Source organism: Hyphomicrobiales bacterium (assembly GCA_016125495.1).
Lineage (GTDB): Bacteria > Pseudomonadota > Alphaproteobacteria > Rhizobiales > RI-29 > RI-29.
This window is the reverse complement of the sequence record WGLQ01000020.1, coordinates 51,432-78,318: the sequence shown is the minus strand read 5'-3', so window position 1 is coordinate 78,318 and position 26,887 is coordinate 51,432. Positions and strand designations below refer to the sequence as shown.

Below are 26,887 nucleotides of genomic sequence, written 5' to 3'. Positions count from 1 at the left end.
GCGATCGCCGGCGACCGCCATTTCAAGGACATGGCCGCCGAGCGCGACCGCGCCATCGTCGGGGTTCTGAAGGCGGTGCGTGCGGCGCGCGAGGGCGGCTGACGGCGGTAGGAGCGGGCGGCTGGACGCCAAGGCCGGCGAGGTGGTCGCGATGGGGCTCGAGATGTAGGTTGGGTCAAGCGTAGCGCGACCCAACATCACGCAGACCGAGCCTCCGCCGAGCACGTTTCTCGATGTAAGTTGGGTCAAGCGCAGCGCGACCCGACATCACACGGCACGGACACCCGATCTCATGCGATACCGTCGCCACCGGTTGGCCACATCAGGACCAACCATGCCGCCCCACCGCGTCCCACCACCACCTCATACCGCCTTCCCCTTCTGCCCCTGATGGCCCTGTTTGAACGCGTAGACCGTCCCCGGCCAGGACGGCGCCGGGTCCTGCTCGGGCCAGGCGAGGCGGTATTCGCTCCGCTTGCGCCCGAACGTGCGCCGGAAACACATGGAGAAATAGGACAGCGAGTTGAAGCCGCAGGCGGCCGAAACATCGCGGATCGACATCGAGGTGCTGATCAGCAGCACGCGTGCCTTCTGCAGACGCAGCAGGTTGGCGAACTGCACGACGGTGCAGCCGGTGTGGCTCTTGAAGAGCCGCTCGAGCTTCCTTTGCGAGACCCCCAGTTCCCGACAGAGCCGCGGCACCGGTCTCGGCTCCTCGATATTGGCTTCCAGCAGCGCGATCGCGGCGCGCACGTCGGCGTGCATCACGAGTCGCCGAGGCGATCGGCGCATTATTCCTTCATTTCGGGCACGGGCGTGTAGTGGTGTTCGTCGCTGTAGTCGCCGCGTTCGATGATGGCCCGCTCGCCGCCAAGGCGTGCGATCATGTCGGCTTGGTCGAGAAAGGCGCGCGTGTTGACCTCGTCGGGATCCAAAACCGTCCGGAGCCGCGCTTCGCAGGCCGCGCGGACATCGCGCAGCTCTGGCTTGGCGGAGAGGTCGTTCAGCTCGCCAGGATCGCTATCGAGATTGAAAAGCTGCGGGTTGAACCCGGCATGATGGATGTATTTCCAGGAGCCGTTCCGTACCATGAATGAGCCAGTTGTCGAGCCGCCGTCATGGTATTCCGAGACGATCGTGCGGTCCGGCTGAGCGCCTCTTGCGATTTCGATCAGTGAATGACCAGGCAGCGACGCATCCTCGTCTCTTGCCGCGATGCCGGTCGCTTGCAGGACCGTCTGGAAGCAGTCGACATGAGAAACGGGAACATCGGCAACCTTGTCGCTGGGTATGTCAGGTCCCGAAACGATCATCGGCACGCCGATGGAGTCCTCGTAGAGGACGTACTTTCCCCAGAAGCCGAGATGGCCCAGCATCTCGCCATGATCGGAAGTGTATAGAATTGTCGTGTCGTTCTCGAGGCCCGTCTCGGCCAGCGCATCGAGAACCAAGCCGATCTGCTGATCCACGAATGAGCAGAGCCCGTAATAGGCGGCTCGCGCGGTGCGAATCTGGTCGTCGTCGGTGAAATAATCGAGGTGGTTGAAGGCCCTCAGGATTGCGGCTTCCGCCGGATGACGAGCCTGTCTAGGCGTGTCGCCGGCGACCGGCAGGTCCACGTCTGCCAGAGGGTAGAGATCCTTGAACTCGTGCGGTGCAATGAAGGGATTGTGCGGGCAGACGAAAGAGACGAACAGAACCCATGGCCTGTCGTCCGACGATCGGGCCTGATTGTGCAGCCATTCACGGGCCGCGCGGCAGATCGACCGGTCGTAGTTCGTGTAATCCGTCTCTCCCCATCCGATCTGCTCGGCAACGTCCACGTTGGTCTTGAGGGGGGCGATGCGTCCCCTCAGGAGCCCCGTCGGCCAGCCGGTCGGGTCGGGCAGGTGCATCGGCAGGATCTGCTGCTCGAATCCGGAGGGGATTTCCGGGCTGCGATAATGCAGCTTGCCGATGGCGACGGCCTTTCCGCCAGCTCGGCCGACCCGGTGCGCCCAGCTCTCGATGCTGCCATCGTAGGCCTGCGCGCATCCCCAAAAGCCGGTCTGATGAACGTAGCGCCCGGTCGCCAGGGCGCTGCGGGCCGGCACGCAGATCGGCGAGCAGGTGTAGGCGTTCGCAAAGCGCACGCCGCCCGCCGCAAGCCGGTCCAGGTTCGGCGTCTTGACCAGCGAATGCCCCTGACAACCGAGAGCGCGCCTCGTGTGCTGATCTGTGCAAAGGAACAAGAGGTTTCGTGCCGCCACCGACCTATCTCCCTGCCGCCTTGCGAACCACCCGCGAATGACCCGATACACGGGGCGCAACTAACAATTTCCGTCCATGCCGCACTGATCGTGGGCCGAGACCGACTCTGTCACCTAAGCCAGGTAGCCGCCATCCACGTAGATGGACTGTCCGGTCACATAACTTCCCCACTGTGATGCGAGATAGATGACCGGGGCGGCGATTTCCTCGGGCTCGGCATAGCGGCCCATCGGCACGACGGCCTTGGCCGCCGATTTCGATTTCTCCGGATCGTCGTACAGCCACGGAACGAGGGGAGTTCTGGTGTAGCCCGGGCTGACACAGTTGACCGTGATTCCATAGGGGATCCATTCGCGCGCCAGTCCCTTCGTGAAGGACTTCACTGCGCCCTTCGTTCCGCAGTAGGGGGCCGCGAACCTGAAGCCATGCTCCGCGTCGATGGAGCCGATATTGATGACCCTGCCGGATTTCTGAGCCATCATGTGTGGACCGACAGCCTGGCAGAAATTGAAGATGCCCTTGACGTTCACATCCATCATGAAGTCCCAGTCTTCCTCGGTGAAGGGCTTCTCGAAATCGGGCACGAAGTCGGCGAACTTCGAGCGCCAGTTGGAATCGTGAACGAGTGGCCGCATGACGTAGACGCCCGCGTTGTTGACGAGGATGTCGACCGAGCCGAGGCTGGCAACCGTCTCGTCGACGACTTTCTGGGCCTCGTCCCGGCTGCGGACATCCGCTGTAACCGCGATGCTCTTGCGGCCGGCCTTCTTGATCTCAGCGCATACTTCGTCGATCTCCCCAGTCGAGCGGGCCGTCACAGCGACATTGGCACCATGAGCTGCCAGTGCGAGGGCGCAGGCGCGGCCTATCCCGCGCCCGGCGCCGGTGACGATCGCGTTCTTGCCGGAAAGATCGAAGTTGAACGGTTCCATGTTCGGCCTCCTTGTCACGGGTGGGTCAGTAGCTTTCGCAGCTCGCCCAACGCAGGCTTGTCGGTCGTGGTGCGCGGCATCTCGTCCAGGATGATGAATGTCGTGGGCACCATCCAGCGTGCCATTCGCCCCTCGCAGAAGGCACGCAGCGCGTCTTCGCTTATCGTCCGTCCATCCAGAGGCTGCACGAAGGCGACGACATCCTGCTCGCCGTTCTCGTTCGGCTTGCCCAGGACCGCGCTTTCCTCGACATCGGGGTGCTGGTGAATAATTTCCTCGACCTCGCCGGGTAGAATGTTCTCTCCGGACCGTTTGATGTCGTGCTTCTTGCGTTCGAAGAAGTGGAGGTCGCCGTTCTCGTCGAACTTGCCGAGGTCGCCCGTGTGGAACCAGAGATTACGGAAGGCCTCCAGCGTGTAGTCGGGCATCCCGTAGTATGCCTGCAGGATGACGCCGGGGACCTTTGGGCGGCAGACGATCTCCCCTGTCTTGCCGAGCTCGAGCTCGTTGTCGTGGTCGTCGTGGATGCGAACGTCGAACAGTTCCGTGCGCACCTTGCCGCAACAGGTCGGTCTCTGGGGATCGTAGGGCGCGCGCACCGTCAGCATGCCGCAGTCGCTGAGGCCGTAGCAGTAGTAGGTCTTCAGTCCGAAGCGCTCCTCGAACTTCGCCCGGTCGACCGGGAAGGGCCCGCCCCATGTGAAGCGCAGCTTGTGGTTGCGGTCGTCCGGGCTGGGCTCGCGGTCCCACAGATATTTCTGGGACGCCCCCATCATCATGCACCATGTCGCCTTGTGCTGGCGCGCATCGCTCCAGAACTGGCTGATCGACAGCCGGCTGCGCAGGATCGCTCGCCCCCCAGTCAGCAGGGCTGGGATGAACTCGACGATCGATGCACCGAAGTGATGCAGCGGCCACGGCGTGTACACGGCGTCTTCGCGGGTCAGATCGTAGGCCTCGACGAGGCCTTGTGCATTCGTCACGGCGTAGCGATGAGACAGCAGGATTCCCTTCGAAACACCTGTCGTTCCGGAGGAAAATAGAACATACGCGATCTCGTCGTCCCGCACGGGATGGCCAGGATTGTCGTCCCGTTCGGCGAGGATATCATCGAAACGGATGATCTCGGCCTGCTGTGCGAGTGAACCGCCGGCCGGTGGCTCCCCAACGACGATGAGCTGCCGCAAGTGCGGGAGTTCGCCCTGGATCGGGCCTAGCGCCTCCAGCCCCTTGGCGTCCACGATGAGCAGTGGGCTCTGCGTCAGGTTGACCATCCGCGAGAGGCTTGGACCCCGGAAGTCGTGGTTGATCGCCACCTCCACGGCGCCGAGCTTCTTGAGCGCGTAGGACGAGGCCAGGAACTCGAGCGAGTTTCCCATCATCAGGCCGACATAGTCGCCGCGCCTCACACCAAGCGCTTCCAGACCGTGCGCAACCCTGTTCGCCGATCGGTTGAAGGCGTCATAGGTGAGGGTCGTCCCGTCATCGACGAAGGTGACGAGGGGATCGTGAGGAAAGGACCGGGCCTGCTGTTCGAGGACTTCACCAAGAGCAAGGTAGCTGTTCATCTCCGACGATCCATGCCGCGTTTCGATAATGCCCTCGAAGGTCCGCGCTCGCGTGCGCGTGCGAGCAGTCGCAGGCCCGGCGTCCGAAGCCGCGGCTGTGATCTACCGTTGCGAGTGAGAAACCGGTTGAAGCAGGCCTCGACGTCCCGATGCCTTGCACGGCCGTTGGGAAACCAAAGCAGCCGATGGAAGCATCCGGGTGCGATCATTGTGTTCCCGATACAGTCAACGCGATGTCGCCCTGGCCGCCGACGATAGGGCACCATCCTTGGTTGCCAACACGAGGATGTACAGGGCTCCCGCGCCTTCAATCTGTGAAATTTATTTTCACAAACAATCCGGCGTGTCAACACTGTGACCTGGTCGGTCCACGGCCCTGGTTCTTTCCGAGCACGCCTGGCCGGCGAAGGCGAAGAGCACCTGGGGCGCCGGCCGTGCTGCATGAGGTGCCACGAGGTGGATGGAATTGTCCCGTCAGCGCTTTGAGCTTGAAAGACGTGCCGCGATTTCGGCCAGTCGCGGACCGACGAGATCGCGAATGATCTCCGGGGTCAGTCTGTAGGACGGGCCGCCGCACATGAGAACCTGCAGGTCCTCTCTTCCCGGGGCCCTCAGCGGAACGGCGGCAGCGTTGACCTCCGGGTGCAACTCGCCGAGGGTCTGGCAGTATCCAACCGATTGTAAGGACTGAACGGCAGCGTCGACGGTTCGACCGGCCTTGGCGGCACTCTGGCCGCCTTGGCCAGTCAACTCGCGCTGGAGTGCCAGCCTTTCCTGCCGGTCCAATGCGGCCAAGTATGCACGCCCCATCGCCGAATTCAGCAAGGGAACGGCATGGCCGATCGCGATGTCGAGGCTGACGAGATGCGCTCCCCTGACAACGCTGGTATAGACGATGAACAGGCCGGCCCGGCGACCGAGGGCGACCGAGCATCCGGTCTCTTCGGCGAGCTGTCGCATCGCTGGCCGAAGGATGACCGCTAGTCCCTCGGCCGCGAGCAGCGGCTTGGCAAGCTCGAGGACGGCCGCGCCCAGCCCATAGGTCCCGTCGGTGTCGTCGTAGGTCAGGTAGCCGAGCGCCATGAGCGTGTAGGTCAGCCGGGAAACGGTCGGCTTGGGCAGGCTGGTGAGATTCGACAGCTCCTGGTTGGAATAGCGAGCCGCCCCGTCCTTGAAGCAGCGTAGCACCTCCAGTCCCCGGGCGAGGCTCTCCGTGATCTGGTTGTCACCAGCGATCGAACTCCGCTTCGCCGCGAACTCGTCCGCGCTGGCTACAGCGCCCGATCCGGCCTTTGAGCTGCGGCGGTTGCCCATGTCTACCTTCGGACCGTGACCTCGTTTCCCTTCGCAATTGTAACACGGCTCGCTGCGACTGCGTCAAATCATACCGTGCACTGCCGCATGACGGTTGGCCGGCCGGTCCCCGCCGCAACGGTTGCGCGCCAGCCGTCGTCGGGGCAGGTTCCCCTCCGCACACACTGCTCCCTTGCCTGGAATCGGGCGGTCGACCATTCGAAGGCGATTGCCGTAAGGCCGGTTGAGCCTTGCCGCCCCGCCCCGAGGATTGGACGGGGCGGCCAACGTCCTTGTTCAGCTCTCGAGCCAGACGCGCTCGCTGATGCGGCAACCCATCAGCTCGCGTACGCTGTCGGGCACCGTGCCCTTGACCTTCTTGGAATAGGCATCGAGCACGTCCATGAAGGCGAAAATGCCGGCACCGCCTTCGTTGTGCAGGATCTCTTGAAGGTCCCAATAGATCTGGCGGCGGCGGTCGAAGTCCGTCGTGACCTTTGCCTGCGCGAGAAGCCCATCGAAGCGCTCGCTGCTGAAGGCCGTGTCATTCCACTTCGCATCGGACCTGTACCCGAGATCCATCTGCATGGCAGGTGTAGGCCGCAATCCCCAGATCGAAATGCAGAACGGCACCTTCATCCAGGTCGCCGACCAGTAGGCGTCGGCTGCCGCGCGAACCACATTGATTTCCACGCCGGCTGCCTTCGCGGCATCCTGGATGAGAACTGCGGCATTGATGGCCTCGGGGTGCGCCGCGGTCGAGGCGTGCAGGTCGATGCTGAACGAATCGTGCCCCGCCTTCTTGAGGTGAAACTTCGCCCTCTCGGGATCGTATGGCCGCTTCGGCAGCTCGGTGTGGAAGTAGGGATCGGCGGATGGTACGGGATGGTCGTTGCCAACCTCTCCGAACCCGCTCAGCAGCTTCGTGACGATGGCTTCGCGCGGCAGCAGGTGCTTGAAGGCGAGGCGAACGTCGACGTTCTGGAACGGGCCCTCGCGGCACCACATGAGCGTGTTGAAATAGTTCTGCGCCGGGGTGGAGACGAGCTCGATATCGGGGTTGGCGGAGAGAAACTTGGCGACCTTCGGCTCGATCCGATGCGCGACATGCGTCGTGCCGGTCGTCAATGCGCTGTTCCTGGCAGCGGAGTCCGTAATGCTGAGGAGCTCCACGCTGTCCACCCAGGCGCGCTCGGGCTTCCAGTAGTTCTCGTTCCTGGTGAAGGCGGCACGGACACCGGGCTCCCAGTTCTCCAGGCGATAGCCGCCCGTCCCGACCGCCTTGCTCCAGTCATTGTACCCATCGGGAACGATGTAAAGGCCGAAGTCGGCAAGTCGCTGCAGCAGTTCGGACTGGCCCTGCGAGAGGCGGAAGCGAACCTGGTTCGGCGTGACGGCCTCGATGGTCTCCACCTCGCTCAGCAAGGGCTTGGAGGAGGACTTGGTATCCTTGCTGCGATGGAGATTTATCGAGTAGATGACGTCGTTCGCATCGAGCGTCTTGCCGTTGCTGAACTCCACCCCCTTACGCAGGTTGAAGACCCATTCCGTTGCACCGGCATTGACCTCCCAGCTCTCGGCGAGCTCCGGGACCGGATTCTTGTTCGGGTCGAGTTCGATGAGATTGTTGTAGGCGGTCCAGCGCGCCGCATAGAGGAAGGGGTGGCCGGTCGTCAGGGGGCTGAAATCGTCGGTCGTTGCGCCTGTGCCGATCCCGACCTTGAGCGTGCCGCCCCGACTTGGCGCGGCCAGCGCCGGGGTGCCCCCGAACGTTGGCGCCACCAGCCCGGTTGCCCCCGCAGCAGCGGCCTGGATCATGAACTCACGTCGCGTGGTGGGTCTCGCATGCAGCTTGTTGATCATCGGAACTCCTTCGGCGGCATCGCCCGCCAGATCACCGGACTGTCAGTTGGCCGATATTGACTACAGCATGAAAATTTATTTCATTGATGGACGGGATGTCAATCCGCTTCGGCGCATCCGGCAGGTTCGGCGACTGGCCGGACCGCTCGGCCGGCGCCTTGGTGCATGCAAGTGGGACATTGACTTGCGGGTCTCGAGGCTCGACCTTGATGACCATTTCGAGGAGCGCTGCGATGTCGTGCAAGGGGGCCTTCGACGTACTGTTCGAGCCGGTCGTCATCGGACCGGTTACCGCCAAGAACCGGTTCTACGCGGTCCCGCAGTGCACCGGCATGGGGTTCAGCTATCCCAATGCCTACATCAGGCACAGGGAGATAAAGGCCGAGGGCGGCTGGGGGGTCGTCTGCACAGAGGAGTGCATGATCCATCCGACTTCGGATCACTCGGCCTCGACGCATCTGAGGTTGTGGACCGAGGACGACGTACGTTTCCTCGCGCGCGTCGCGGACGGGGTGCACCGGCATGGGGCTCTGCTCGGTGTGGAGCTCGCGCATGCCGGCCGCTCCGCCGCCAATCGGCTGACGCGGGAGTATCCGATCGCTCCCTCCCCGTTGCACTACTTCGGGCCGGGGCCGTTCATGGCGCGCGTGATGGACAAGACGGACATTCGCGCGCTTCGCGGATGGCACCGCGACGCGGCGCTACGTGCGAGGCGTGCTGGCGCGGACATCATCTACGTCTACTGCGCGCACGATTTGTCGATCGCAATGCAATTCCTGCTGGAGCGCACGAACAGCCGGACCGACGAGTACGGTGGATCGCTGGAGAACCGTGTCCGGCTCCTGCGTGAATTGTTGGAGGACACCAAGGACGCCGTCGGCGATGCCTGTGCTGTGGCCATCCGTTTCTGTGTCGAGGAAATGCTGGGACCGGAGGGCCTCTCGAGCGAGGGCGAATGCGCGGACATCATTGGGATGCTCGCCGAGATACCCGATCTCTGGGATGTGAACGTGAGTGACTGGAACAATGATTCCGGGCCGTCCCGTTTCTTCGAGGAGGGTTATCAGGAACGCTATACTGGCTTCGTCAAGTCGTTGACATCCAAGCCGGTCGTCGGGGTCGGTCGTTATACATCCCCGGATCGGATGGTTGCCGCGATCAAGGCGGGACGGCTCGATCTGATTGGCGCCGCTCGTCCTTCCATCGCCGACCCGTTCCTGCCGGCCAAGATCGAGGAAGGCCGCCTCGACGAGATCCGTGAATGCATCGGCTGCAACATGTGCACCGTGAACCAGCACTATGCGGTTCCGATCCGCTGTACCCAGAACCCGTCGATCGGCGTGGAATGGTCGCGCGACTGGCATCCCGAGCGCGTGTCCGTCCGCAAGAGCGAAAAGCCGGTCCTGGTCGTCGGGTCGGGTCCCGCCGGCCTCGAATGTGCGCTCACGCTCGCGCGCCGCGGCTATCCCGTGACCCTGGCGGAAGCGCGCCCCGAGGCGGGCGGACGCGTGGCGCGCGAGCGCAAGCTTCCGGGTCTCACCGCCTGGGGGCGCGTTGCCGATCACCGCCTTCTCATGCTTGGCAAGATGGCCAATGTCGACGTCTTCTTCGAGAGCGATCTGACCGCAACGCATCTCCTCGAGTTCGGCTTTTCGCGGATCGCACTCGCCCTCGGCGCCCATTGGCGCAGGGACGGGGTGGGACGCCGGAACGCCCGTGCGATCAAAGGCGCCGAAGGAGCGAATGTTTACACTCCCGACGACGTCATGAATGGCATCGACATTCCCGGCCCCGTGGTGGTCTTCGACGACGACCACTACTACATGGGCAGTGTAATCGCCGAGAAGCTGGCACTGGAGGGCAAGCAGGTTCATCTGGTGACGCCTGCGGCGGAGGCGGCCACCTGGAGCCGCATGACCCTCGAATGGCCGCATGTCCAGGCGCGCCTCGCAGAACTCGCAATCCCGGTCCTTCCATTCCGGAACCTCGTCGAGATCCATCCATCCGCCGCGGTGACCGTAACGGCTTTTACCTCCATCCGCGAGGCCGTCGAGTGCGCCTCCGTGGTCCTGGTGACCGGGATGGCCAGCGACCAGAGGCTGCTGCACGCACTTCTCGATGACCCAGTGCAGCTCGAGCGGGCCGGCATCGAACTGGTCGAGCCGATCGGCGACTATCAGGCTCCCTCCTCGATCGCACAGGCGGTCCACGACGGCCGCCGCTTCGCGATGCAAATCGACGAGGTTCGCCTGGAAGTTCCCTACAAGGTCGAGCCCCTGCGGCTCTGTGACGAGCCCTCCTCCCTGGCTCCAGTGCGGAACCGTTGAAAGTGTGAACGGTGCGGCAAAAGCGATTTGGCTGTCTGCGTCCTCGAGGTCGGCAAAGAGCGCAAGCATCAGCCCGTGGCTGTCGATGATCCCCGTCATGGGGCAAGCGCGAGCAGCCAGAGCCATTGCCAAGTCTCTGTAATGCCTCGATGGTCACGCCCGGTTGCCAATATCTGTCCTGTCCGTGGCGTTCGCCGACGCGCTGGAGGCCATATCGAAGAAGGTCGACACGCCTGGTTTCCTTCCTGATCTGTCTCCCGACACGGTCAGTCCTGCCGAGATTGAATTGGAAATTTATTTCATATTATCTGGACTTGCTGCAACCGCCGTGTCAAAGAGTTCGGTGTGGTTGGCGGCGCGGGGATACCAGGTCGACACCGCCAATCGCGGCGCACGCATGTTGAGAGTGTTGAGCGATGATGTCGCCAGAGCCTCTGAGATTGGATCTCGGCTCATTGCTGGAACGCCAGGCGGGGCTGTTCGGCGACCGCCGCTTCGTCAAGATGGCCGATGACGCCGAGTGGGTGACCTATGGCGCGTTCAACGCGCGCGCGAACCGCATAGCCCATGGCCTCGCCGAACTCGGCGTATCCGCCAAAACCTACGTCTGCATCCTTCTCGGCAACAGCGTCGACTATCTCGCATTCTCATACGCACTGAAAAAGATCGGCGCGATCGAAGTGTCGGTCAACGTCGAGTTCAAGGGCGTCGGGCTGGCACGGCTCCTCAACATGACGGGCGCGAGGATGATCGTCACGGAGCAGGCGTTCTTCGAACAGCTCTGCGACGTCCAGCAGATGCTCGAGCATGCCGACACGCTGATCCTGGCCGACAATACCGATCCATCGGATACGCCGCTCTCCCGCTACCGGCGGATCGCCCTCGACGACATGATCTCCTCGAATACCACGAACCCGGTGCGCAACGTCGCCGACTTCGAGGTCAGCCAGATCCAGTTCACCTCGGGTACGACAGGGCCCGCGAAAGGGCTGCTCAGCACCCATCGACACGCCCTCAGGAAGGCCGAAGGCGTCGCCGAGGTCTGCAAGCTGACTGCCGACGACTGTTCCTACACGCCCTGGCCGCTGTTTCACTCGGGCGCCGCGCATCATGAGGTTCTCACCGTCATCCTGACCGGCGGGCGGGTGGTGCTCCGCAAGCGGTTCAGCGCGACCCGGTTTTGGGACGAAATCCGCGAGAATGGGGCGACCTGGTTCATGATCGTGGGCTCCGTCGAGATGATCCTCTGTGCGCCGCCGCCGGACCCGCGCGATGCCGACAATCCCGTTCGCGTGGTATTCGGCTGCCCTTATCCGATCCCGCGCAAGACATTCGAGGCGCGTTTCGGTCTCAAGACGATCGACTGTTATGGCCTCGAGGACGCCGGCTTCGTCAGCGCGACGCATCTCGACGATGGCGACTACGAAACCCAGGGGCGTGTTCGCGACCTCTATGAAATCCGCATTGGCGACGAGAACGACGATCCCGTGCCCGTAGGAGCGCAGGGCGAAATCCTGATCCGCACACGCGAGCCCTATTCGATCATTCAAGGCTACTTCGGCGACCCGGAGGGAACTATCAAGGCGACACGGAACCAATGGTTCCATACGGGAGATCTGGGCAAGGTCGATGCGGCGGGGCGGCTCTACTACATCTCCCGGCTGAAGCAGATCATCCGGCGCCGGGGTGAAAATATCCAGCCGGTCCAGATCGAGGAGGTCGTCCACACCCACCCAGACGTCGAGGAGTGTGTCGCGGTCGGCGTGCCGAGCCCCGTCGGCGAGGAGGACGTCAAGCTCCTGGTCGCGTTGCGGCCTGGCCGCGTCCTGACAGCGGATGCCCTGCGGGATTTCTGCGACAAGCGCATGGCGCGTTTCATGATTCCCGAGCACATTATTTTCTCTGACGAGATCCCGAGGACGCCGACAGGCAAGCCGGACCTCGCGAAGATCCGTGATATGCCGATCGAGAGTCGATCCCGATCGAGCCGAACCGTTTGATCCGAACAGCCAGAAGGGGCCGAATCATTCCGTTCCCGGCGCTCTCTTCCCCAATACACCTGGGCGGATGCAGGATCCGCAACCGCATCGTCCTGACCGGGCACGATACGAATCTGGCGGCCGACAATCGACCGACCGACGCGCTGACCGCCTATTACCAGGCCCGCGCACGGGGCGGCGCCGGACTGGTCGTCGTCCAAGTCATCGGGGTTCATCCGACGGCCTGCGAGTCCGGCCACATGCTGATGGCCACGAGTGACGACTGCATCCCGGCTTTCAGTACGTTGTTCGATGCAATCCGAGCCGAAGGCGCCACGGCGGTCGCTCAGCTCTTCCATCCGGGCAGGGAACGGCACGCCCGCCTCGATGGCATCGTCGCCCCGTGCTTCTCGCCCTCGGTCAGCCCATCGGAGCGGCACCGCACCGTCCCGGTTTCGCTCGAGGTCGAGGCTATCGAGGCGATCGTCGAGGGCTACGGCGATGCCGCGCGCCGACTGGCGCAAGCCGGCGCCGATGGCGTCGAGATCGTCGCGAGCCACGGCTATCTGCTGGCCCAGTTCCTCAATCCGAACGTGAACCGGCGCAACGACGCCTATGGCGGCAACATCGCGAATAGGCTCCGCTTGACGCGCGAGATCCTTGCCGCCTGCCGACGGCAGCTCCCCCCGGACCGGATCATCGGGCTTCGCCTTTCCGTCGACGATCGGGACCTTGGGGGATGCGATGCGGCGAGCGCGCGCGAGGTGTGCTGCAGCCTCGCGCCGGACATCGACTATCTGAGCCTCGTTGCAGGGACGGCGTCGACACAGGCCGGGGCGATTCACATCGTCCCGCCTATGAGCCATGGCGCAGGCTACTTGGCGCAAGACGCAGCCGCCATCCGGGGAGCGACGGGAAAGCCGGTCATCCTCACGGGGCGGATCAATCAGCCGCAGGAGGCGGAGCGGCTCATCGCGTCCGGTGCCGCCGATCTCTGCGGCATGACGCGCGCGATGATCTGCGACGCCGACATGCCGGCAAAGGCGCTCGGCGATCGCAGCGACGAGATCCGGGCTTGCATCGGATGCAATCAGGCGTGCATCGGCCACTACGAGAAGGGGTTGCCGATCTCGTGTATCCAGAACCCGGAAAGCGGACGCGAACTGGCGTTGCGCGGGCTGCGGCCCACCGGCACGCCGCGCAAGGTCGTGGTCGTCGGCGGTGGTGTCGCCGGTATGAAGTCGGCGGTGACTGCGGCGCGCTTCGGGCATCGGGTGACGCTGTTCGAGGCGAGCGCCCGCCTGGGCGGACAGGCGCTGCTCGCGCACACGCTGCCCGGGCGGGCCGAATTCGGTGGCATCGTCACCAATCTCGAACAGGAGCTGGCGCGAACCGACGTTCTGGTCCGCAAGGGGGTGCGAGCAACGCCGGAACTGGTCGCAGCCGAGGCTCCGGATGCGCTGATTGTCGCGACCGGTTCGCTGCCGGCACTTCCCGAACTCGACGATGGTGGCAATCGCCTTGTCCAGGCGGTCGACGTCCTTTCGGGGCACGCGCGTACCGGTCCGCGGGTGGTCGTCTACGACTGGCGTGCCGACTGGGTGGGGGCCGGCGTGGCGGAGAAGCTGGCCCGCGACGGCGTCCATGTGCGTCTCGCCGTCAACGGGCCATGCGCGGCGGCGTCACTGCAGACTTATGTGCGCGACGAGGCCGTTGCGACGCTCTTTCGGCTCGGCGTCGAGACCTTGCCCTTCATGCGCCTGTTCGGCGTCGACGAGGGCACCGCCTATTTCCTCCACACTATTGCCCAGGAACCCATCGTCCTGGAAGCGGTGGACAGCGTCGTCGTGAATTTTCCGAACCGTCCCGTCCCGTTCTCGTTGCCGGAGAGCATGCTCGGCGGCCTCGCTGTGCACGTCGTCGGGGACGCGCTCAGTCCCCGGACCGCGGAGGAAGCCGTCTACGAGGGCTTCATGGCCAGCCTCGCCGATCTCACCAGATAGGCGGCGAAATGTACATTGCCGCTTGCAATGACCATGTGTCGAAATTAAATTTTAAAACACATGTGGAGGTTCGTTTTGGATCCTCCTTTTCCGGAGGGTATTCAGCAGATGGAGCCAACAAGATTCGATCTTTCCGGCAAGACCGCCCTGGTCACCGGGGCGGGGCGGGGCATCGGCCGGGCCTGTGCATTGGCCTTGGCCGCCAACGGCGCGAATGTCTCACTGACCGCGCGGACCACGAGCCAGCTCGAGGAAGTGAAGGCCGAAATCGAGAAGATGGGCCGCAGGGCGATCGTCGTTCCCGCTGACGTGACCAAGCGCGCCGAAGTGCAGAACGTGGTCGACCGGACCCTGTCGGAACTCGGCGGCCTCGACATCCTCGTCAATAACGCCGGCATCTACACGATGAAGCCACTGGTTCAGGACCCGACCTGGACCTCGGGTTATTCGAAATTCGTGCCCAACTTCGATACCCCCTTCACCGAGGAGGACTGGGACGCCCTCATGGACATCAACGTCAAGGGTGTCTTCCTGTTCACGCAGGCGGTCGGGCCGCACATGATGGCGCAGCGCAAGGGCAAGATCATCAACATCAGCTCGATCGACGCCGAGCACGGATTGAAATACGCGGCCGCCTACTGCGCGACCAAGGGAGCGGTCAAGGCCTTCACCAAGGGGCTCGCGCGCGAGTGGGTGCGCTATAACATCAACGTCAATTGCGTCGGCCCGGGCTACACTGAAACCCCGCTGTTCCCATGGGTCTACGACGATCCGGAGCGCTCGAAAATCGCCGCGAAGAACAACGTGCCGATGGGTCGGTTCGCGAAACCCGAGGAGATCGCAACGCCCGTCATCTACTTGGCATCGGACCTCTCAGACTACGTGACGGGGGAGTCCATCTACATCGACGGTGGCGTCCTGGCCTGACCTCTCGAAATGGAGGAGCGGCAGGCGCGTCGGCCTTGGGCCTATGACCCGGGCCGAACCGTCGTGCTGCGGCAAGGGCCGTTCAATTGCGTTGGGTCCGCGTCCGCCAACCATTCGGCTCGTTGTGGGTGGCGATGACGAAGCCGCGTACGCTGCGCGATGCATCGGGCGCCGGCTCGTCCGTGATCAGCATCGTCAGCCCGGGTGCATCAGGGTACGCCACGCTTCGGCCGTCGGCGGGTCGGTGATCCGTCAGCAGGTCCATCGACAGACACTTCTTGGACGACCATTCTGTACTTGCGACGCGGTCGGCCCGACGATCCGGTGCTGAAGGGAGCTGCCAGAACCGCTGACGCCGGGCGCCTTCGGGCGAACAGGGGCGATCAGGATTCCTGCTTCTGGTACAGAGGTGTCTGCGCCTTGACATAGGACAGCTTTCGGCTGATCCGGTCACCTTCGAAGTGCAGCAGATCAAGACCCCGAAGGCTCGTCGGGACGCCGTTGATCTCCAGCAGCAAGTGCCACGAGGTCATCACCTTTCCGGCGTCGGGATCGCAGAAGAAATCGTCGTCGGTGAACCGGGGGCGACCGAGAGCGCCGCTGAACAGCGGCTCGAAAGCAGACCTGATGGCGGGCTTGCCTTCATGCCGTGCACCGCGCGGATCCTCGAAGACGGCATCGTCGGTGAAAAACCCGAGCACCGCATCCAGGTCTCCCGCATTGAAGGCTGCCATGAACGCGTTGGTTGCGTCCTCCAGTCGCTCGCGGGTCCGCTCCATCGTTTGATTTTTCATCCTCTAATTCCTTCTGCGAGTGCCGTGTGCTCGACGGCGAATGGCAGTGTTCCCCTGTCCGGCATGTCGAGTTCGCGCGCGCACCGGTGGCCGGAATGAACGGCATCCGCGACAATCGAGGGAGCGGCACAATCGCCGATCTGGCGAATCGCGGCGATGCCGGCCGCCGCCATGCGGTCGGGTATTTTCAACAGTGCATCGTAAAGCTCCGTGCACCCTTCACGCATCGTCACCATGAGGACGGACGCCGCAGGTACGGCTTCGATTGCGCCGGAGAACACGCAGGACAGCTCCGCCCTGCCATCCTTGATCGCGGTCAAGTTCCGGTTGACGATGATCGCAACGCCGGCCGCCAGCAGTGCCTCGTTCATGGCGAACAGCTCGCCTGTGAATGCCATCCAGGAAGCCGCCCTGCCCTGGGGCGTTGCGAGTACGACACGAACGCCGCGCGATGCGAGGAGGAGAGCGATCGTGGATGCCATGTAGTAGCCGTCGTCGTCGAAGATGACGACAGGGCCCTCGCCCTCCCATCCAGCGAAGATGTCGTCGGGCGAGATGATCTCGACACTGGCATCGGCCGGAACGGGTGAGAAATTCATGCGTCCCACACCGGTCTTCAGCCAGCGCGAGCCGGTTGCAAGGATCACCTGGTCTGCACCCAGCTCCAGGATGTCGTCTGGCGTCAACCGGCTCTCGAGATAGCAGGCGACGTTGGGCATGGCGTTGATCTGCGAGATGCGCCAGTCGCGGACCCGGGCGTAGGGTGCCATGCCCGGGAGGCGGGACTCGTGATTGATGCGCCCGCCGAGTTGGCGGGAGGCCTCCGCCAGTGTCACAGCGTAGCCCCTCTGTCCGAGGGCCCGGGCGGCCTCCAGTCCCGCCGGTCCTGCGCCGACGACGAGCACGGAGCTTTCGGAGGCTTTCGGCGCGATCCGTTCCGGATGCCAGCCTCTGCGCCATTCCTCGCCCATGGTCGGGTTCTGGGTGCAGCGCATGGGCGCGATCGTGTACTCGCCTGCAAGGCAGATGTTGCAGCCTATGCATTCGCGGATGTCGTCTATCCTCCCTTCGGAGATTTTCTGGGGAATGAACGGGTCTGCGATGCCGGGGCGCGCTGCGCCGATGAAATCGAGCACGCCGCGTCTGATCTGCGAGACCATCGTATCCGGTGACGTGAACCAGCCGACGCCGACGACCGGCTTGCTCGTCACCTGCTTCACGAACCGAATGTAGGGCTCCTGATGTCCTTCGCTGCAGAACCGCGAGGTGGGGCTGTCCTTCGTGTGATCGCTGATATTGACATCCCAGAGATCGGGCAACTCGGCCAGCATCTCGATGACGTCCCTGCCTTCCTCTTCACACGTGATGCCATCGCTGCCGATCAGTTCGTCGACGGCAATCCGCACGGCGACGGCGCACCGATCGCCGACGGCGTCCTTCGTCACTTCGATCATCTCGCGCAGCAGACGCGAGCGGTTCTCCAGCGTGCCGCCATATTCGTCGCTCCGCTGGTTGATCCGACGGGAGAGAAAATCCATGGCCAGCGAAAGCCCGTGCGCCGCATAGACATAAACGAGATCGAAACCGGCTTGCCGGGCGCGGATTGCCGCCTCGTGCTGCCACTTTCGGACATCGCGGATATCGCTCAGTGACATCGCACGTGTCTGCCTCGGATCAACCCGATGAGGTCGGGGCGAGGGGCCGATCGCGACCTCGCGGCTCATGCGGTTCATGGCGGAGACGCCTTCGTGCATGAGCTGGCAGCCGACCAGTGCGCCGTGCTCGTGGACGGCATCGGCCATGGCGGCCAGGGCCTTGACGTCGGCGTCGTCCCAGAGCTTGAGGAACGCATAGGGCGATACATCGGAACTGGGATGTATCGAGCAGATGTCCGTGCAGACGACCGCCCAGCCTCCCTCCGCGCGGATTTCTCGAATCCGGTTCTGAGTGTTGATGTACTGGTGCCCTGCCCCCGTGCAGTGGGGGACCTGGAAGAACCGATTTCTGGCCTTCAGTGGGCCGATCGCGACCGGTTCGAAGAGGATGTCGTATCGTGGGTCCCGGCCCATCACGCTAGACCTTCAGATTGCGCCCTTCGCGGTTGCCCTGCCCGCGATGAGGCCACGTGGGCGATTGCCGCGTCCATGCTATTGTACTTGGCGCTCATTGTCAGAGATCGGTTTCCTGCAGGCAGCGCTGCGCAACTGCCGGTGTGCAGCCCGTGCCCCGTGCCCGCGATCGGGCAGTTGACGTGGCCACGAAGATCGAAATAATATTTCGAAAAGTCAACAGGGATGCACGGAACGGCAGGACGATGAGCGACGAGGCACGATGGATCCCGGTGCCGACACCGGAAACCAGGCACTTCTGGGACGGTGCCCGCCGCGGCGAACTGGTTCTGCAGCGTTGCGGGACCTGTGACCACGTCTATTTCCCACCACGCCCGTTCTGCAGCTCCTGCTGGTCGCGCGATGTGCGGACCTTCACGGCGTCGGGAAAAGGGTTGCTCGCGAGCTATGTGATCAGCCATAGGGCCGTACCGGGATTCGATCCCCCTTACTCGGTGGCCATCGTCGTGCTCGAGGAAGGTCCTCGCATGATCTCCAACATCGTCGGTTGCGAACAGACGCCCGAGGCGCTTCGGATCGACATGCCGCTCGAGGTCGTGTTCACGAGAATTTCGGACGAAATCGTGCTTCCGCAGTTCCAGCCTCGGGTGGACCACCGATGAGGCGTTGCTCCACGGCCATCGTCGGCGCCGCCGAGACGACGCGACTGGGCAAGATCCCGGACGTATCGGAACTCGAACTCCATTGCGATGCTGCGCTCAACGCACTCGAGGATGCAGGCCTGAGGCCAGGTGACGTCGACGGGCTGGCGGCGGTCGGCGAGTATGTCGGGCTGATCGCGGCGCATCTGGGGATCCAACCGGTCTGGGCTGATGCAACCGACGTCGGCGGGTGCTCTTTCCTCTTCATGGTGCGCCACGCGGCCGCGGCGATCGAGGCCGGTCTCTGCCACACGGTGCTGATCACCCATGGTGAAAGTGGCAGGTCGCGGATCGGCGCGCGGAACTGGCATCCCGAGCGGGACGGGCTGTTCGGCCAGTTCGAGCTGTCCTACGGCATGATGGACCCCACGACGATGTTCACCGTGCCATTTCTTCGCTACATGAAGGACCATGGCGTCACGGAGGAGCAGCTTGCGCTCGTGCCCGTGATCCAGCGCGAATGGGCCGCCCGCAACCCGCGCGCCTATGTGCGCGAGCCCATCACGGTCGACGACGTACTGTCGTCGCCGATGGTGGCATGGCCCTTCCGCAAGCTGATGTGCTGCTTGGTCACGGACGGAGGGGGCGCGGTCGTCGTGACGTCCGCCGAGCGTGCCGCCGACATGCCTCGGCGTCCGGTCTACCTGCTCGGCTCCGGTGAAGCCGTGGAGACGCTCCTGATCGGTCCCCTGGCCGATCTCAAGAGTTGCCGCGCCTTCCGCGTCGCTGGCGAGACGGCCTTCGAACAGGCGGGGATCAGGCATGACGATGTCGATCACCTGATGCTCTATGACGCGTTCGCTCACCTTCCGATCTGGGGCCTGGAAGCGCTCGGGTTCGTGGGGCCTGGCGAAGCCTGCGACTTCATCGCCGAGCGGCATACCGCGCCGGGGGGCCGGCTACCGACCAACACGAATGGCGGCGGCCTCAGCTACACGCATACCGGCATGTACGGCATGTTTGCCCTGCAGGAGAGCATCCGCCAGCTTCGAGGCACGGCGCCAGCACAGGTGCAGGGTGCGCGAATATCCGTCTGTCACGGGGTCGGAAACATATTCGAGGCGGGTGCGACACTTGTCCTCACCAACGAGAAATAGTCCGGAACGAAGGGTTGCCCCGACTATGGCATTGTTCGACCCGAGGCATGTCGGTCATTCGTTCGAGCCCTTCGACGTGGAGGTCGAACGTGGTGCGTTGAGGCTCTTTGCCAAGGCGATCGGCGAAAGCGATCCGATCTATTGCGATGAAGCCGCGGCAAAGGCCGCGGGCTTTCGCTCCGTGGTCGCGCCGCCGACCTATGTCTCGGCTCTTCTGGGCCTGTCGCCCACATATTTCCCTGCCGCTCGACTTCTCGGATTCGACGAAGGGCAAGCCCTGCACGCGGAACAGGCATTTGAATATTTCGCACCGATCTGCGCCGGCGATTGCCTGACGCTGCGGGGAAAAATCGTGGACATCTTCGAGAAGAAGGGCGGCGCGCTCAATTTCGTCGTGACGGAGACGGAGGTCTACGACCGCGCCGGACAACTCGTCGCGCGCGCCAGCGAAACCCTCGTGATCAGGGGAGATTGAGGCATGGACGTGCCCACATTCGATCGGATCTCGGTCGGCGACACGATCGGTCCAATGCGGCTACCGCCTGTCGACCGGCTGACACTCGCCCTCTATTGCGGCGCTTCCAACGATCACAATCCGATCCATGTGGACCCGGATGCCGCCAGGCGGGCGGGCCTCGAAGATGTCATTGCACACGGAATGCTGTCCATGGCCTATGTCGGCCGCCTGATCACGTCTTGGGTGCCGCAGGAGCGGGTCCGTTCGTTCAAGTGCCGCTTCGTCGGCATGATGAAGCTCGGCGAAGAGCCGGAGCTGACCGGCACTGTCCGCGAGAAGCATGCGAGTGGCGACGAAAAGCTGGTCCTGCTTGCCCTGTCGTTGTCGACACGCGGGGGCGGCGAGAAGGTGCGCGCAGAAGCCCTGATCGAGCTGGGCGACAGCTCAAAAAAATAGGGAATAAAAAAGCATGGGCAATCTCGACGGCAAGGTGGCGCTGGTAACCGGCGCGGGGCGCGGCATCGGCCTTGCCATCTCGCAGAAGCTGGCGCGGGAAGGCGCACGGGTCGTCGTCAACGACCTGGACCCGGAGCCTGCGCAAGACGCTGTTGCCAGGTTGGAGGCGAACGGAGGACAGGCGGCCGCCTGTGTCGGAAACGTGACCGAATCGGGCTTTGCGCAACGGTTCGTCGATCAGGCAATCGAGAGGTTCGGACGCATCGACGTCATCGTGAACAATGCTGGCTACACGTGGGACAGCGTCATTCAGAAAATGACGGACGAGCAGTTCCAGGCGATGCTCGACGTCCATCTCGTTGCTCCGTTCCGCATCCTGCGTGCCGCGGCGCCCTACATCCGAAGTGCGACCCGGGAGGAAGCCGAGCAAGGATTATGCGTCCATCGCAAGGTGGTGAACGTTTCCTCAATCACAGGCATCGTGGGATTGCCTGGACAGGCCAACTACTCCTCCGCGAAAGCAGGAATCATTGGCCTTACCAAGACCATGGCCAAGGAGTGGGGGCGCTACAAAGTCAACGTCAATTGTGTCGCGTTCGGGCACATCGACACGCGCCTGACGGCGACCTACGAGACGGAGCCGCATACGCTCGAGATCGAGGGGCGCGAGATCAGGACCGGCATCCCGAAGGAGCTGGTCGAAGCCTACGTGCCCAGCATTCCTCTCGGTCGGGTCGGGACCCCGGACGATGCCGCTGGAGCGGTCTACCTGCTCTGCACGCCGGAGTCCGATTATATCTCCGGGCAAGTCCTCCAGGTTACCGGTGGAGCCGTCGAATGAACCCATCCAGCGCCATCCATTGGAGTTTGCCATGACCAGCAGGCCGACGATGATCGTGACCGGAGCGAGCCGGGGGATCGGTGCCGGCATCGCCAGACGCGCGGCGGCCGAGGGATACGGGGTCTGCGTGAATTATGCAGCTTCCGCCGATCGCGCCACGGCGCTGGTGGAAGAGATCAAGGCGGCGGGCGGCGCTGCGGTCGCGATCCAGGCCGATGTCCGCCAGCCTGGCGATGCCGAACGCCTGTTCCGTTCGGTCGCTGCGGAATTGGGGCCTCCGCGCGTGCTCGTCAACAATGCTGGCATATCCACTCTCTCCCCGATTGCAGACATGGAAATCGAAACCGTCCGCAAGATCGTCGAGACCAACCTTCTCGGCACGATCTGGTGCATGCGCGAGGCCATTGGCATGATGTCGACGGCGCGCGGCGGGCAGGGCGGCGTCATCCTCAATATTTCCTCTATCGCCGGCGCGTACGGGGGCATGCCGGGGGATGCGATCTATGCCGGGACGAAAGGTGGAATCGATACCCTGACGCTTGCCGTCGCCAAAGAGGTCGCTCGCGAAGGAATTCGCGTGTGCGGATTGCGTCCAGGCATTATCAGGACGGAAATATGGGAGGGGGAGGTCAGCCCCGAGCAGATCGAGGAACTGGGCCGCACGGCCGTGCCGTTGGGTCGCATCGGCGAAGTTGACGACGTGGCCGACGCTGCGCTCTGGCTGTGCTCGCAGAAAGCCAGCTACGTGACCGGGGCGATCCTGAATGTCAGTGGTGCCAGGGAGATTTTCGTCAAGTCGTGACCGGGGATCGTGTCCGATCTCGGCGAACCGGTTCCGATAGAGGCGGCTGATCACGGACGTTTGCCGGATTCCGGCGGGTGCGGCGATACAAGTCAGGATGGAGAAGGCCTTGTCGGATGCAGGCAACCTCGCGCGAATGAGAACCGTGGACGCCAATGTCGCACGTCGGCTCGTTTGCGACATTTTCGTACACGCAGGCTGCTGCGACGCGGAGGCTGGCCGGATTGCGCAGCATCTCGTCGATGCCGATTTGCGAGGACACCCGAGCCACGGCATCGCGCGAGCCGCACGCTACGTGCAATGGCTCGACGATGGTGTCCTCAAGGCCAATCAGTCGATCACGATCGTCAGCGAAAACGAGGTGCTCGCGGTCGTCGATGGAAACTACGGGTTCGGGCAGACGATCGGCGAGCAGACGGTCGACTATGGGATCGCATTGGCCGCTCGACATGGCATAGCGGTCACAGCGCTTCGCAACTCCGGGCATCTGGGATGCATTTCGGACTGGGCCGAGCGGGCAGCCCATGCGGGTCTCGCGAGCATCCATTTCGTGAACGTGCGCGGCAGCCTTCTCGTTGCACCGTTCGGCGGCAGGCAGGCGCGCGGCGGCACCTCGCCGATCTGCTGCGGCGTTCCCTTGCACGATGAAGATCCGATCGTCCTCGACTTCGCCACCTCGAAGGTGGCCGAGGGCAAGGCGCTGGTCGCGCTGCGGGGTGGGGCTCCCGTCGGCGACGATGCCTTCATCGGACCCGACGGAGTGCTTTCGGGCGACCCGAAGACCATTTACGGCGACGGCCAGGCTGGTCTCTATCCGCGCCCCGGTGCCGGCGGCGGGGCCTTGACGGCCTTCGGATTGCACAAGGGATCGGGTCTCAACTTCTTCGTCGAGATGTTCGCCGGGGCATTGACCGGATCAGGCACCGCCGGTGCCCTCAACGAGCCCGGTCGACGGCCTCTTTGCAATGGCATGCTGTCGATCTATCTGTCGGTCGACCGCTTCCATTCCGACGATTGGCTCGATAGGGAAATCAATTCCTATATCGAGTTCTTCAAGAGTTCCTCTCCGCTCGAACCGGATGGCGAGGTTCTCGTGCCGGGAGAAAAAGAGCGACGCCTGAAAAGGGAGCGCTCGATATCGGGTATTCCGGTTGCCGAGGGCGTCTGGCTCGACCTGATGAAGACGGCAGATCATGTCGGAATTGGCAGGGAACGGCTGGACGAAATGGTCGCGGGCTCGAATTCACAGTGACCGTATCAGCCGCCATTGGAAGGATGTCCGAAGGCCCAAGGTATCCATCCGGTCGGAGCGCGCTCCGAACGGGCATCAACCGGAGGAGTTTTCAGCTCCCGGTGATCCAAGGACGGAAAGCGGCTCATCTGGGTTCGGATGCTACCCGAGGCAGGACGAACGATACGGGCAGGTCACCCTCACCGCCGATCAACCTGCCCCGCCCCTCACCCCGCCTTCCCCTTCTGCCCCTGATGGCCCTGTTTGAACGCGTAGACCGTCCCCGGCCAGGACGGCGCCGGGTCCTGCTCGGGCCAGGCGAGGCGGTATTCGCTCGGCTTGCGCCCGAACGTGCGCCGGAAACACATGGAGAAATAGGACAGCGAGTTGAAGCCGCAGGCGGCCGAAACGTCGCGGATCGACATCGAGGTGCTGATCAGCAGCACGCGTGCCTTCTGCAGACGCAGCAGGTTGGCGAACTGCACGACGGTGCAGCCGGTGTGGCTCTTGAAGAGCCGCTCGAGCTTCCTTTGCGAGACCCCCAGTTCCCGGCAGAGCCGCGGCACCGGTCTCGGCTCCTCGATATTGGCTTCCAGCAGCGCGATCGCCGCGCGCACGTCGGCGTGCACGGACATGCTGAGGGCGTGGCGCTGGGCGCTGTTGGCGGGTCTGCGCGGATGGTGCAGGATCTGCGCCGCCACCTCGAGCGCGAGTTGCTCGTCGTGCTCGCGGGCCATCAGCTCGAGCGAGAGATCGAGGCCGGCCGAGCCGCCCGCGCACGACAGCACCTTGCTGTCGGCCACGAAAAGCTGCTCGCGCACCGCCACGTCCGGGAACATCTCGGCGAATCCCGGCAGGCACGACCAGTGCGTCGTGACCGTCTGGCCCTCGAGAAGACCGGCTCGAGCCAGCAGATAGACGCCGAGTTCGACCGCAACGAATGTCGCCCCGGCCCGCTTCTGCTCGCGCAGCCATCGCGAAAGGGGCGCGCTCTCGAAGTGCTCCGCGCCCCAGCTGCCGAACACCGCGACGAGGTTGGCGGGCTCTGCGCCGCGCTCGCCGATCGCGAGGCAATCCAGTGACATGCCGTTGCTCGATGGCACCCGGCCGGCCTCGACGGAGCGAAACTCCCAGGCATAGAGCGGTTCGGGGGACAGGTAGTTGGCGATCCGCATCGGCTCGAGGAACGACGTCAGCGTCAGCATGTTGAATCGCGGCACGACGACGATGCAGACCCGTGTGACCCGCCTGCCCATGAACCGCTCCAACTCTGACCAGGTGCGTCGAAAAATCAATCCTGGATGACGTAAAGTCTATAATCGCGTCCCCGCCGTTGGCAAATGATTGTGTCATCGCGTGTTTGCTACGGGGGTTGCGGTGAACTTCGAGGTGGTTGTGACGTGTGCCGTTACCGGCGCGGGCGACACGGTCGGGCGGCATCCGGGAGTCCCGGTGACCCCCCGTCAGATCGCGGATTCGGCCATCGAGGCCGCCAGCGCCGGGGCCGCCATTGCCCACATTCACGTGCGCGACCCCGCCACCGGCAAGGGCTCGCGCGATCCGGAGCTCTTCCGCCAGGTCGTCGACATGGTGCGCTCGAGCGGCACGGACGTCGTCGTCAATCTGACCGCTGGGATGGGCGGCGACTGGATGATCGACGAGACGGATCCGACGAAATACGGCCCCGGCACCGACATGATCGGGCCGGAGGAGCGCCTCGCGCACGTCGAGATGCTGCGCCCCGAAATCTGCAGTCTCGACTGCGGCTCGATGAACTTCGGCGACGGCAACTACGTCTACATGTCGACACCGCCCTATCTCCGCCGAATGGCAGCGCTGGTGAAGGAATGGGGCGTCAAGCCGGAACTCGAAGTGTTCGACCTTGGCCACATCCGGCTCGCAAAGCACCTGATAAATGAAGGTCTCGTGGCCGACCCACCCATGTTCCAGATCTGCCTCGGCATCCCCTGGGGCGCCGACCAGTCGGTCGACAACATGAAGGCTATGAAGGACCAGCTTCCTGCCGGCGCGAGTTGGGCGAGCTTCGGCATTTCGCGCATGCAGATGCCGATGGCCGCCGCTGCCGTTGCGATGGGGGGCAACGTGCGGGTCGGGCTGGAGGACAATATCTATCTCGACCGCGGCGTCCTGGCGAGCAACGGCCAGCTGGTCGAGCGCGTTGTCGGCATCATCGAGCGCATGGGCGCGCGCGTGCTGACCCCGGCCGAGGCGCGTGCCAAGCTCCATCTGCGTACACCGGGAGCATAATGGTGGCGGTTGCCGCACAGCGTGGAGCAGGGCTTCGGCTCGTCGGCGTATCAAAGCGCTTCGCCAGAACGCTGGCGGTCGCCAACGTCGATCTCGGCATCGAGGCCGGCGAATTCCTGACGCTGCTCGGCCCGTCCGGCTCCGGCAAGACGACACTGCTCATGATGATCGCCGGCTTCGAGGACGTCACGGCCGGCGACATCCTCGTGGACGGGACCTCCATTGCCACGGTGCCGGCTGAAAAGCGGCACTTCGGCATGGTCTTCCAGGGCTATGCGCTGTTCCCTCACATGAATGTGCGCCAGAACGTGGGCTATGCCCTCTCCGTGCGCGGCACCCCGCGCCCCGACGTCGAGCGCCGCGTCGACGAGATGCTCGAACTCGTTCAGCTGCGGGACTTCGGCGCGCGGCTGCCGCGCCAGCTTTCGGGTGGCCAGCAGCAGCGCGTCGCCCTCGCCCGGGCGCTGTGCTTTTCGCCCAAAGTCCTCCTTCTCGACGAACCGCTCGGCGCCCTCGACAAGAAATTGCGCGTCGAGGTGCAGGCCCAGCTCAAGGACATCCACACGAGTGTCGGCACGACCTTCATCTACGTCACGCACGACCAGGAGGAGGCGCTCTCCATGTCCGACCGTGTGGTGATCATGAACCACGGCGAGATCGTGCAGACCGGCACGCCGGAGGAGCTCTACGAGCGGCCGGCGTCGGTCTTCGCGGCCAACTTCCTCGGGCGGAGCAATTTTCTGCGTTCGGGCGGGCAGGTGTTCGCGCTACGACCGGAAAAGATCGACATCGCGCCGGCCGGCATGGGCGAAGGTGCTTTGCGCCAGCGTGGCACGATCCGCTCGATCACCTATCTCGGCTCGAGCCTCATGTTCGTCGTCGACACCGAAGGCGCCGGAAATCTCGAGGTCGTCAGCGATGCCTGGCGCACCCCGCACAGGTTCGCCGCCGGTCAGAGTGTCAATTTGTCGTGGAAGGAAACGGCTGCGGTCCGTGTCGCCGATACGTGAGCGGCCACCCGGCTTCAGG

The 26,887-nt window shown here is 63.9% G+C and carries 24 protein-coding genes; 14 read left to right on the top strand and 10 right to left on the bottom strand.

What is annotated here, in order from left to right:
- Positions 1 to 102 (top strand): 3-hydroxybutyryl-CoA dehydrogenase (locus tag GC150_14535; protein MBI1386120.1); only part of this gene is annotated, 102 nt, incomplete at its 5' end.
- A 261-nt stretch (positions 103 to 363) separates the two neighbouring features.
- On the opposite strand, the gene GC150_14530 is transcribed toward GC150_14535, so the two are convergent.
- From GC150_14530 to GC150_14500, 7 genes are all read right to left on the bottom strand, one after another.
- On the bottom strand, positions 364 to 792 hold the full coding sequence (locus GC150_14530) for a helix-turn-helix domain-containing protein (protein MBI1386119.1): 429 nt from the start codon (positions 790 to 792) through the stop codon (positions 364 to 366).
- The gene (locus tag GC150_14525) at positions 792 to 2,309 is read right to left on the bottom strand and encodes a sulfatase-like hydrolase/transferase (protein ID MBI1386118.1); all 1,518 of its coding nucleotides are present in this window, start codon (positions 2,307 to 2,309) and stop codon (positions 792 to 794) included. The genes GC150_14530 and GC150_14525 overlap by 1 nt, the downstream gene beginning before the upstream one ends.
- 54 nt (positions 2,310 to 2,363) lie before the next feature.
- Entirely contained in the window at positions 2,364 to 3,182 is an 819-nt protein-coding gene (locus GC150_14520) for a glucose 1-dehydrogenase (GenBank protein ID MBI1386117.1), read from the bottom strand.
- Positions 3,183 to 3,196: 14 nt separating this feature from the next.
- Positions 3,197 to 4,750: an AMP-binding protein gene (locus GC150_14515; protein MBI1386116.1), complete on the bottom strand. Its 1,554-nt coding sequence runs from the start codon at positions 4,748 to 4,750 to the stop codon at positions 3,197 to 3,199.
- Positions 4,751 to 5,224: 474 nt separating this feature from the next.
- Positions 5,225 to 6,064, bottom strand: a complete 840-nt coding sequence (locus GC150_14510; protein ID MBI1386115.1) for a helix-turn-helix domain-containing protein — start codon at positions 6,062 to 6,064, stop codon at positions 5,225 to 5,227.
- 276 nt (positions 6,065 to 6,340) lie between these two features.
- Complete coding sequence (locus GC150_14505; protein MBI1386114.1) at positions 6,341 to 7,906, bottom strand: peptide ABC transporter substrate-binding protein; 1,566 nt, start codon at positions 7,904 to 7,906, stop codon at positions 6,341 to 6,343.
- Between the two features lie 31 nt (positions 7,907 to 7,937).
- A complete protein-coding gene (locus GC150_14500; GenBank protein ID MBI1386113.1) occupies positions 7,938 to 8,150 on the bottom strand; it encodes a hypothetical protein in 213 nt (70 codons plus the stop codon).
- Here GC150_14500 and GC150_14495 point away from each other — a divergent pair.
- From GC150_14495 to GC150_14480, 4 genes are all read left to right on the top strand, one after another.
- Positions 8,140 to 10,233, top strand: a complete 2,094-nt coding sequence (locus GC150_14495; protein MBI1386112.1) for an NAD(P)-binding protein — start codon at positions 8,140 to 8,142, stop codon at positions 10,231 to 10,233. The two genes, GC150_14500 and GC150_14495, sit on opposite strands and share 11 nt — an antisense overlap.
- Before the next feature lie 416 nt (positions 10,234 to 10,649).
- The gene (locus tag GC150_14490; protein ID MBI1386111.1) at positions 10,650 to 12,233 is read left to right on the top strand and encodes an AMP-binding protein; all 1,584 of its coding nucleotides are present in this window, start codon (positions 10,650 to 10,652) and stop codon (positions 12,231 to 12,233) included.
- Positions 12,234 to 12,259: 26 nt separating this feature from the next.
- Positions 12,260 to 14,215, top strand: coding sequence for an NAD(P)-binding protein (locus tag GC150_14485; GenBank protein MBI1386110.1), 1,956 nt, complete (start codon positions 12,260 to 12,262; stop codon positions 14,213 to 14,215).
- A 60-nt stretch (positions 14,216 to 14,275) separates the two neighbouring features.
- A complete protein-coding gene (locus GC150_14480; GenBank protein ID MBI1386109.1) occupies positions 14,276 to 15,142 on the top strand; it encodes a glucose 1-dehydrogenase in 867 nt (288 codons plus the stop codon).
- Between the two features lie 383 nt (positions 15,143 to 15,525).
- On the opposite strand, the gene GC150_14475 is transcribed toward GC150_14480, so the two are convergent.
- Positions 15,526 to 15,936 (bottom strand): DUF4440 domain-containing protein, encoded by a 411-nt coding sequence (locus GC150_14475; GenBank protein MBI1386108.1) that lies wholly within the window; start codon positions 15,934 to 15,936, stop codon positions 15,526 to 15,528.
- The gene (locus GC150_14470; protein ID MBI1386107.1) at positions 15,933 to 18,005 is read right to left on the bottom strand and encodes an NAD(P)-binding protein; all 2,073 of its coding nucleotides are present in this window, start codon (positions 18,003 to 18,005) and stop codon (positions 15,933 to 15,935) included. Before GC150_14470 ends, GC150_14475 begins: the two co-directional genes overlap by 4 nt.
- A gap of 245 nt (positions 18,006 to 18,250) precedes the next feature.
- Between GC150_14470 and GC150_14465 the strand changes: the two genes are divergently transcribed.
- The 7 genes from GC150_14465 (at position 18,251) to GC150_14435 (ending at position 23,611) form a co-directional block, all read left to right on the top strand.
- Positions 18,251 to 18,667 carry a DNA-binding protein gene (locus tag GC150_14465; GenBank protein MBI1386106.1) on the top strand — a complete coding sequence of 139 codons (417 nt, stop codon included), beginning with the start codon at positions 18,251 to 18,253 and terminating at the stop codon, positions 18,665 to 18,667.
- On the top strand, positions 18,664 to 19,803 hold the full coding sequence (locus GC150_14460) for a thiolase (GenBank protein ID MBI1386105.1): 1,140 nt from the start codon (positions 18,664 to 18,666) through the stop codon (positions 19,801 to 19,803). The genes GC150_14465 and GC150_14460 overlap by 4 nt, the downstream gene beginning before the upstream one ends.
- A gap of 31 nt (positions 19,804 to 19,834) precedes the next feature.
- Positions 19,835 to 20,278, top strand: a complete 444-nt coding sequence (locus GC150_14455; protein ID MBI1386104.1) for a MaoC family dehydratase — start codon at positions 19,835 to 19,837, stop codon at positions 20,276 to 20,278.
- 3 nt (positions 20,279 to 20,281) lie between these two features.
- Entirely contained in the window at positions 20,282 to 20,716 is a 435-nt protein-coding gene (locus GC150_14450) for a dehydratase (GenBank protein MBI1386103.1), read from the top strand.
- Positions 20,717 to 20,729: 13 nt separating this feature from the next.
- On the top strand, positions 20,730 to 21,557 hold the full coding sequence (locus GC150_14445; protein ID MBI1386102.1) for an SDR family oxidoreductase: 828 nt from the start codon (positions 20,730 to 20,732) through the stop codon (positions 21,555 to 21,557).
- Positions 21,466 to 22,359, top strand: coding sequence for an SDR family oxidoreductase (locus GC150_14440; GenBank protein MBI1386101.1), 894 nt, complete (start codon positions 21,466 to 21,468; stop codon positions 22,357 to 22,359). Before GC150_14445 ends, GC150_14440 begins: the two co-directional genes overlap by 92 nt.
- A gap of 136 nt (positions 22,360 to 22,495) precedes the next feature.
- Entirely contained in the window at positions 22,496 to 23,611 is a 1,116-nt protein-coding gene (locus tag GC150_14435) for a malate dehydrogenase (protein MBI1386100.1), read from the top strand.
- 206 nt (positions 23,612 to 23,817) lie between these two features.
- Here the strand turns inward: GC150_14435 and GC150_14430 are convergent, their stop codons facing one another.
- Positions 23,818 to 24,846 carry a helix-turn-helix domain-containing protein gene (locus GC150_14430; protein ID MBI1386099.1) on the bottom strand — a complete coding sequence of 343 codons (1,029 nt, stop codon included), beginning with the start codon at positions 24,844 to 24,846 and terminating at the stop codon, positions 23,818 to 23,820.
- A gap of 121 nt (positions 24,847 to 24,967) precedes the next feature.
- Here GC150_14430 and GC150_14425 point away from each other — a divergent pair, with 121 nt between their 5' ends.
- Both GC150_14425 and GC150_14420 read left to right on the top strand, forming a co-directional pair.
- Complete coding sequence (locus GC150_14425; protein ID MBI1386098.1) at positions 24,968 to 25,858, top strand: 3-keto-5-aminohexanoate cleavage protein; 891 nt, start codon at positions 24,968 to 24,970, stop codon at positions 25,856 to 25,858.
- Positions 25,858 to 26,868, top strand: a complete 1,011-nt coding sequence (locus GC150_14420) for an ATP-binding cassette domain-containing protein (protein MBI1386097.1) — start codon at positions 25,858 to 25,860, stop codon at positions 26,866 to 26,868. Before GC150_14425 ends, GC150_14420 begins: the two co-directional genes overlap by 1 nt.
- The last annotated feature ends 19 nt before the right edge of the window (positions 26,869 to 26,887 follow it).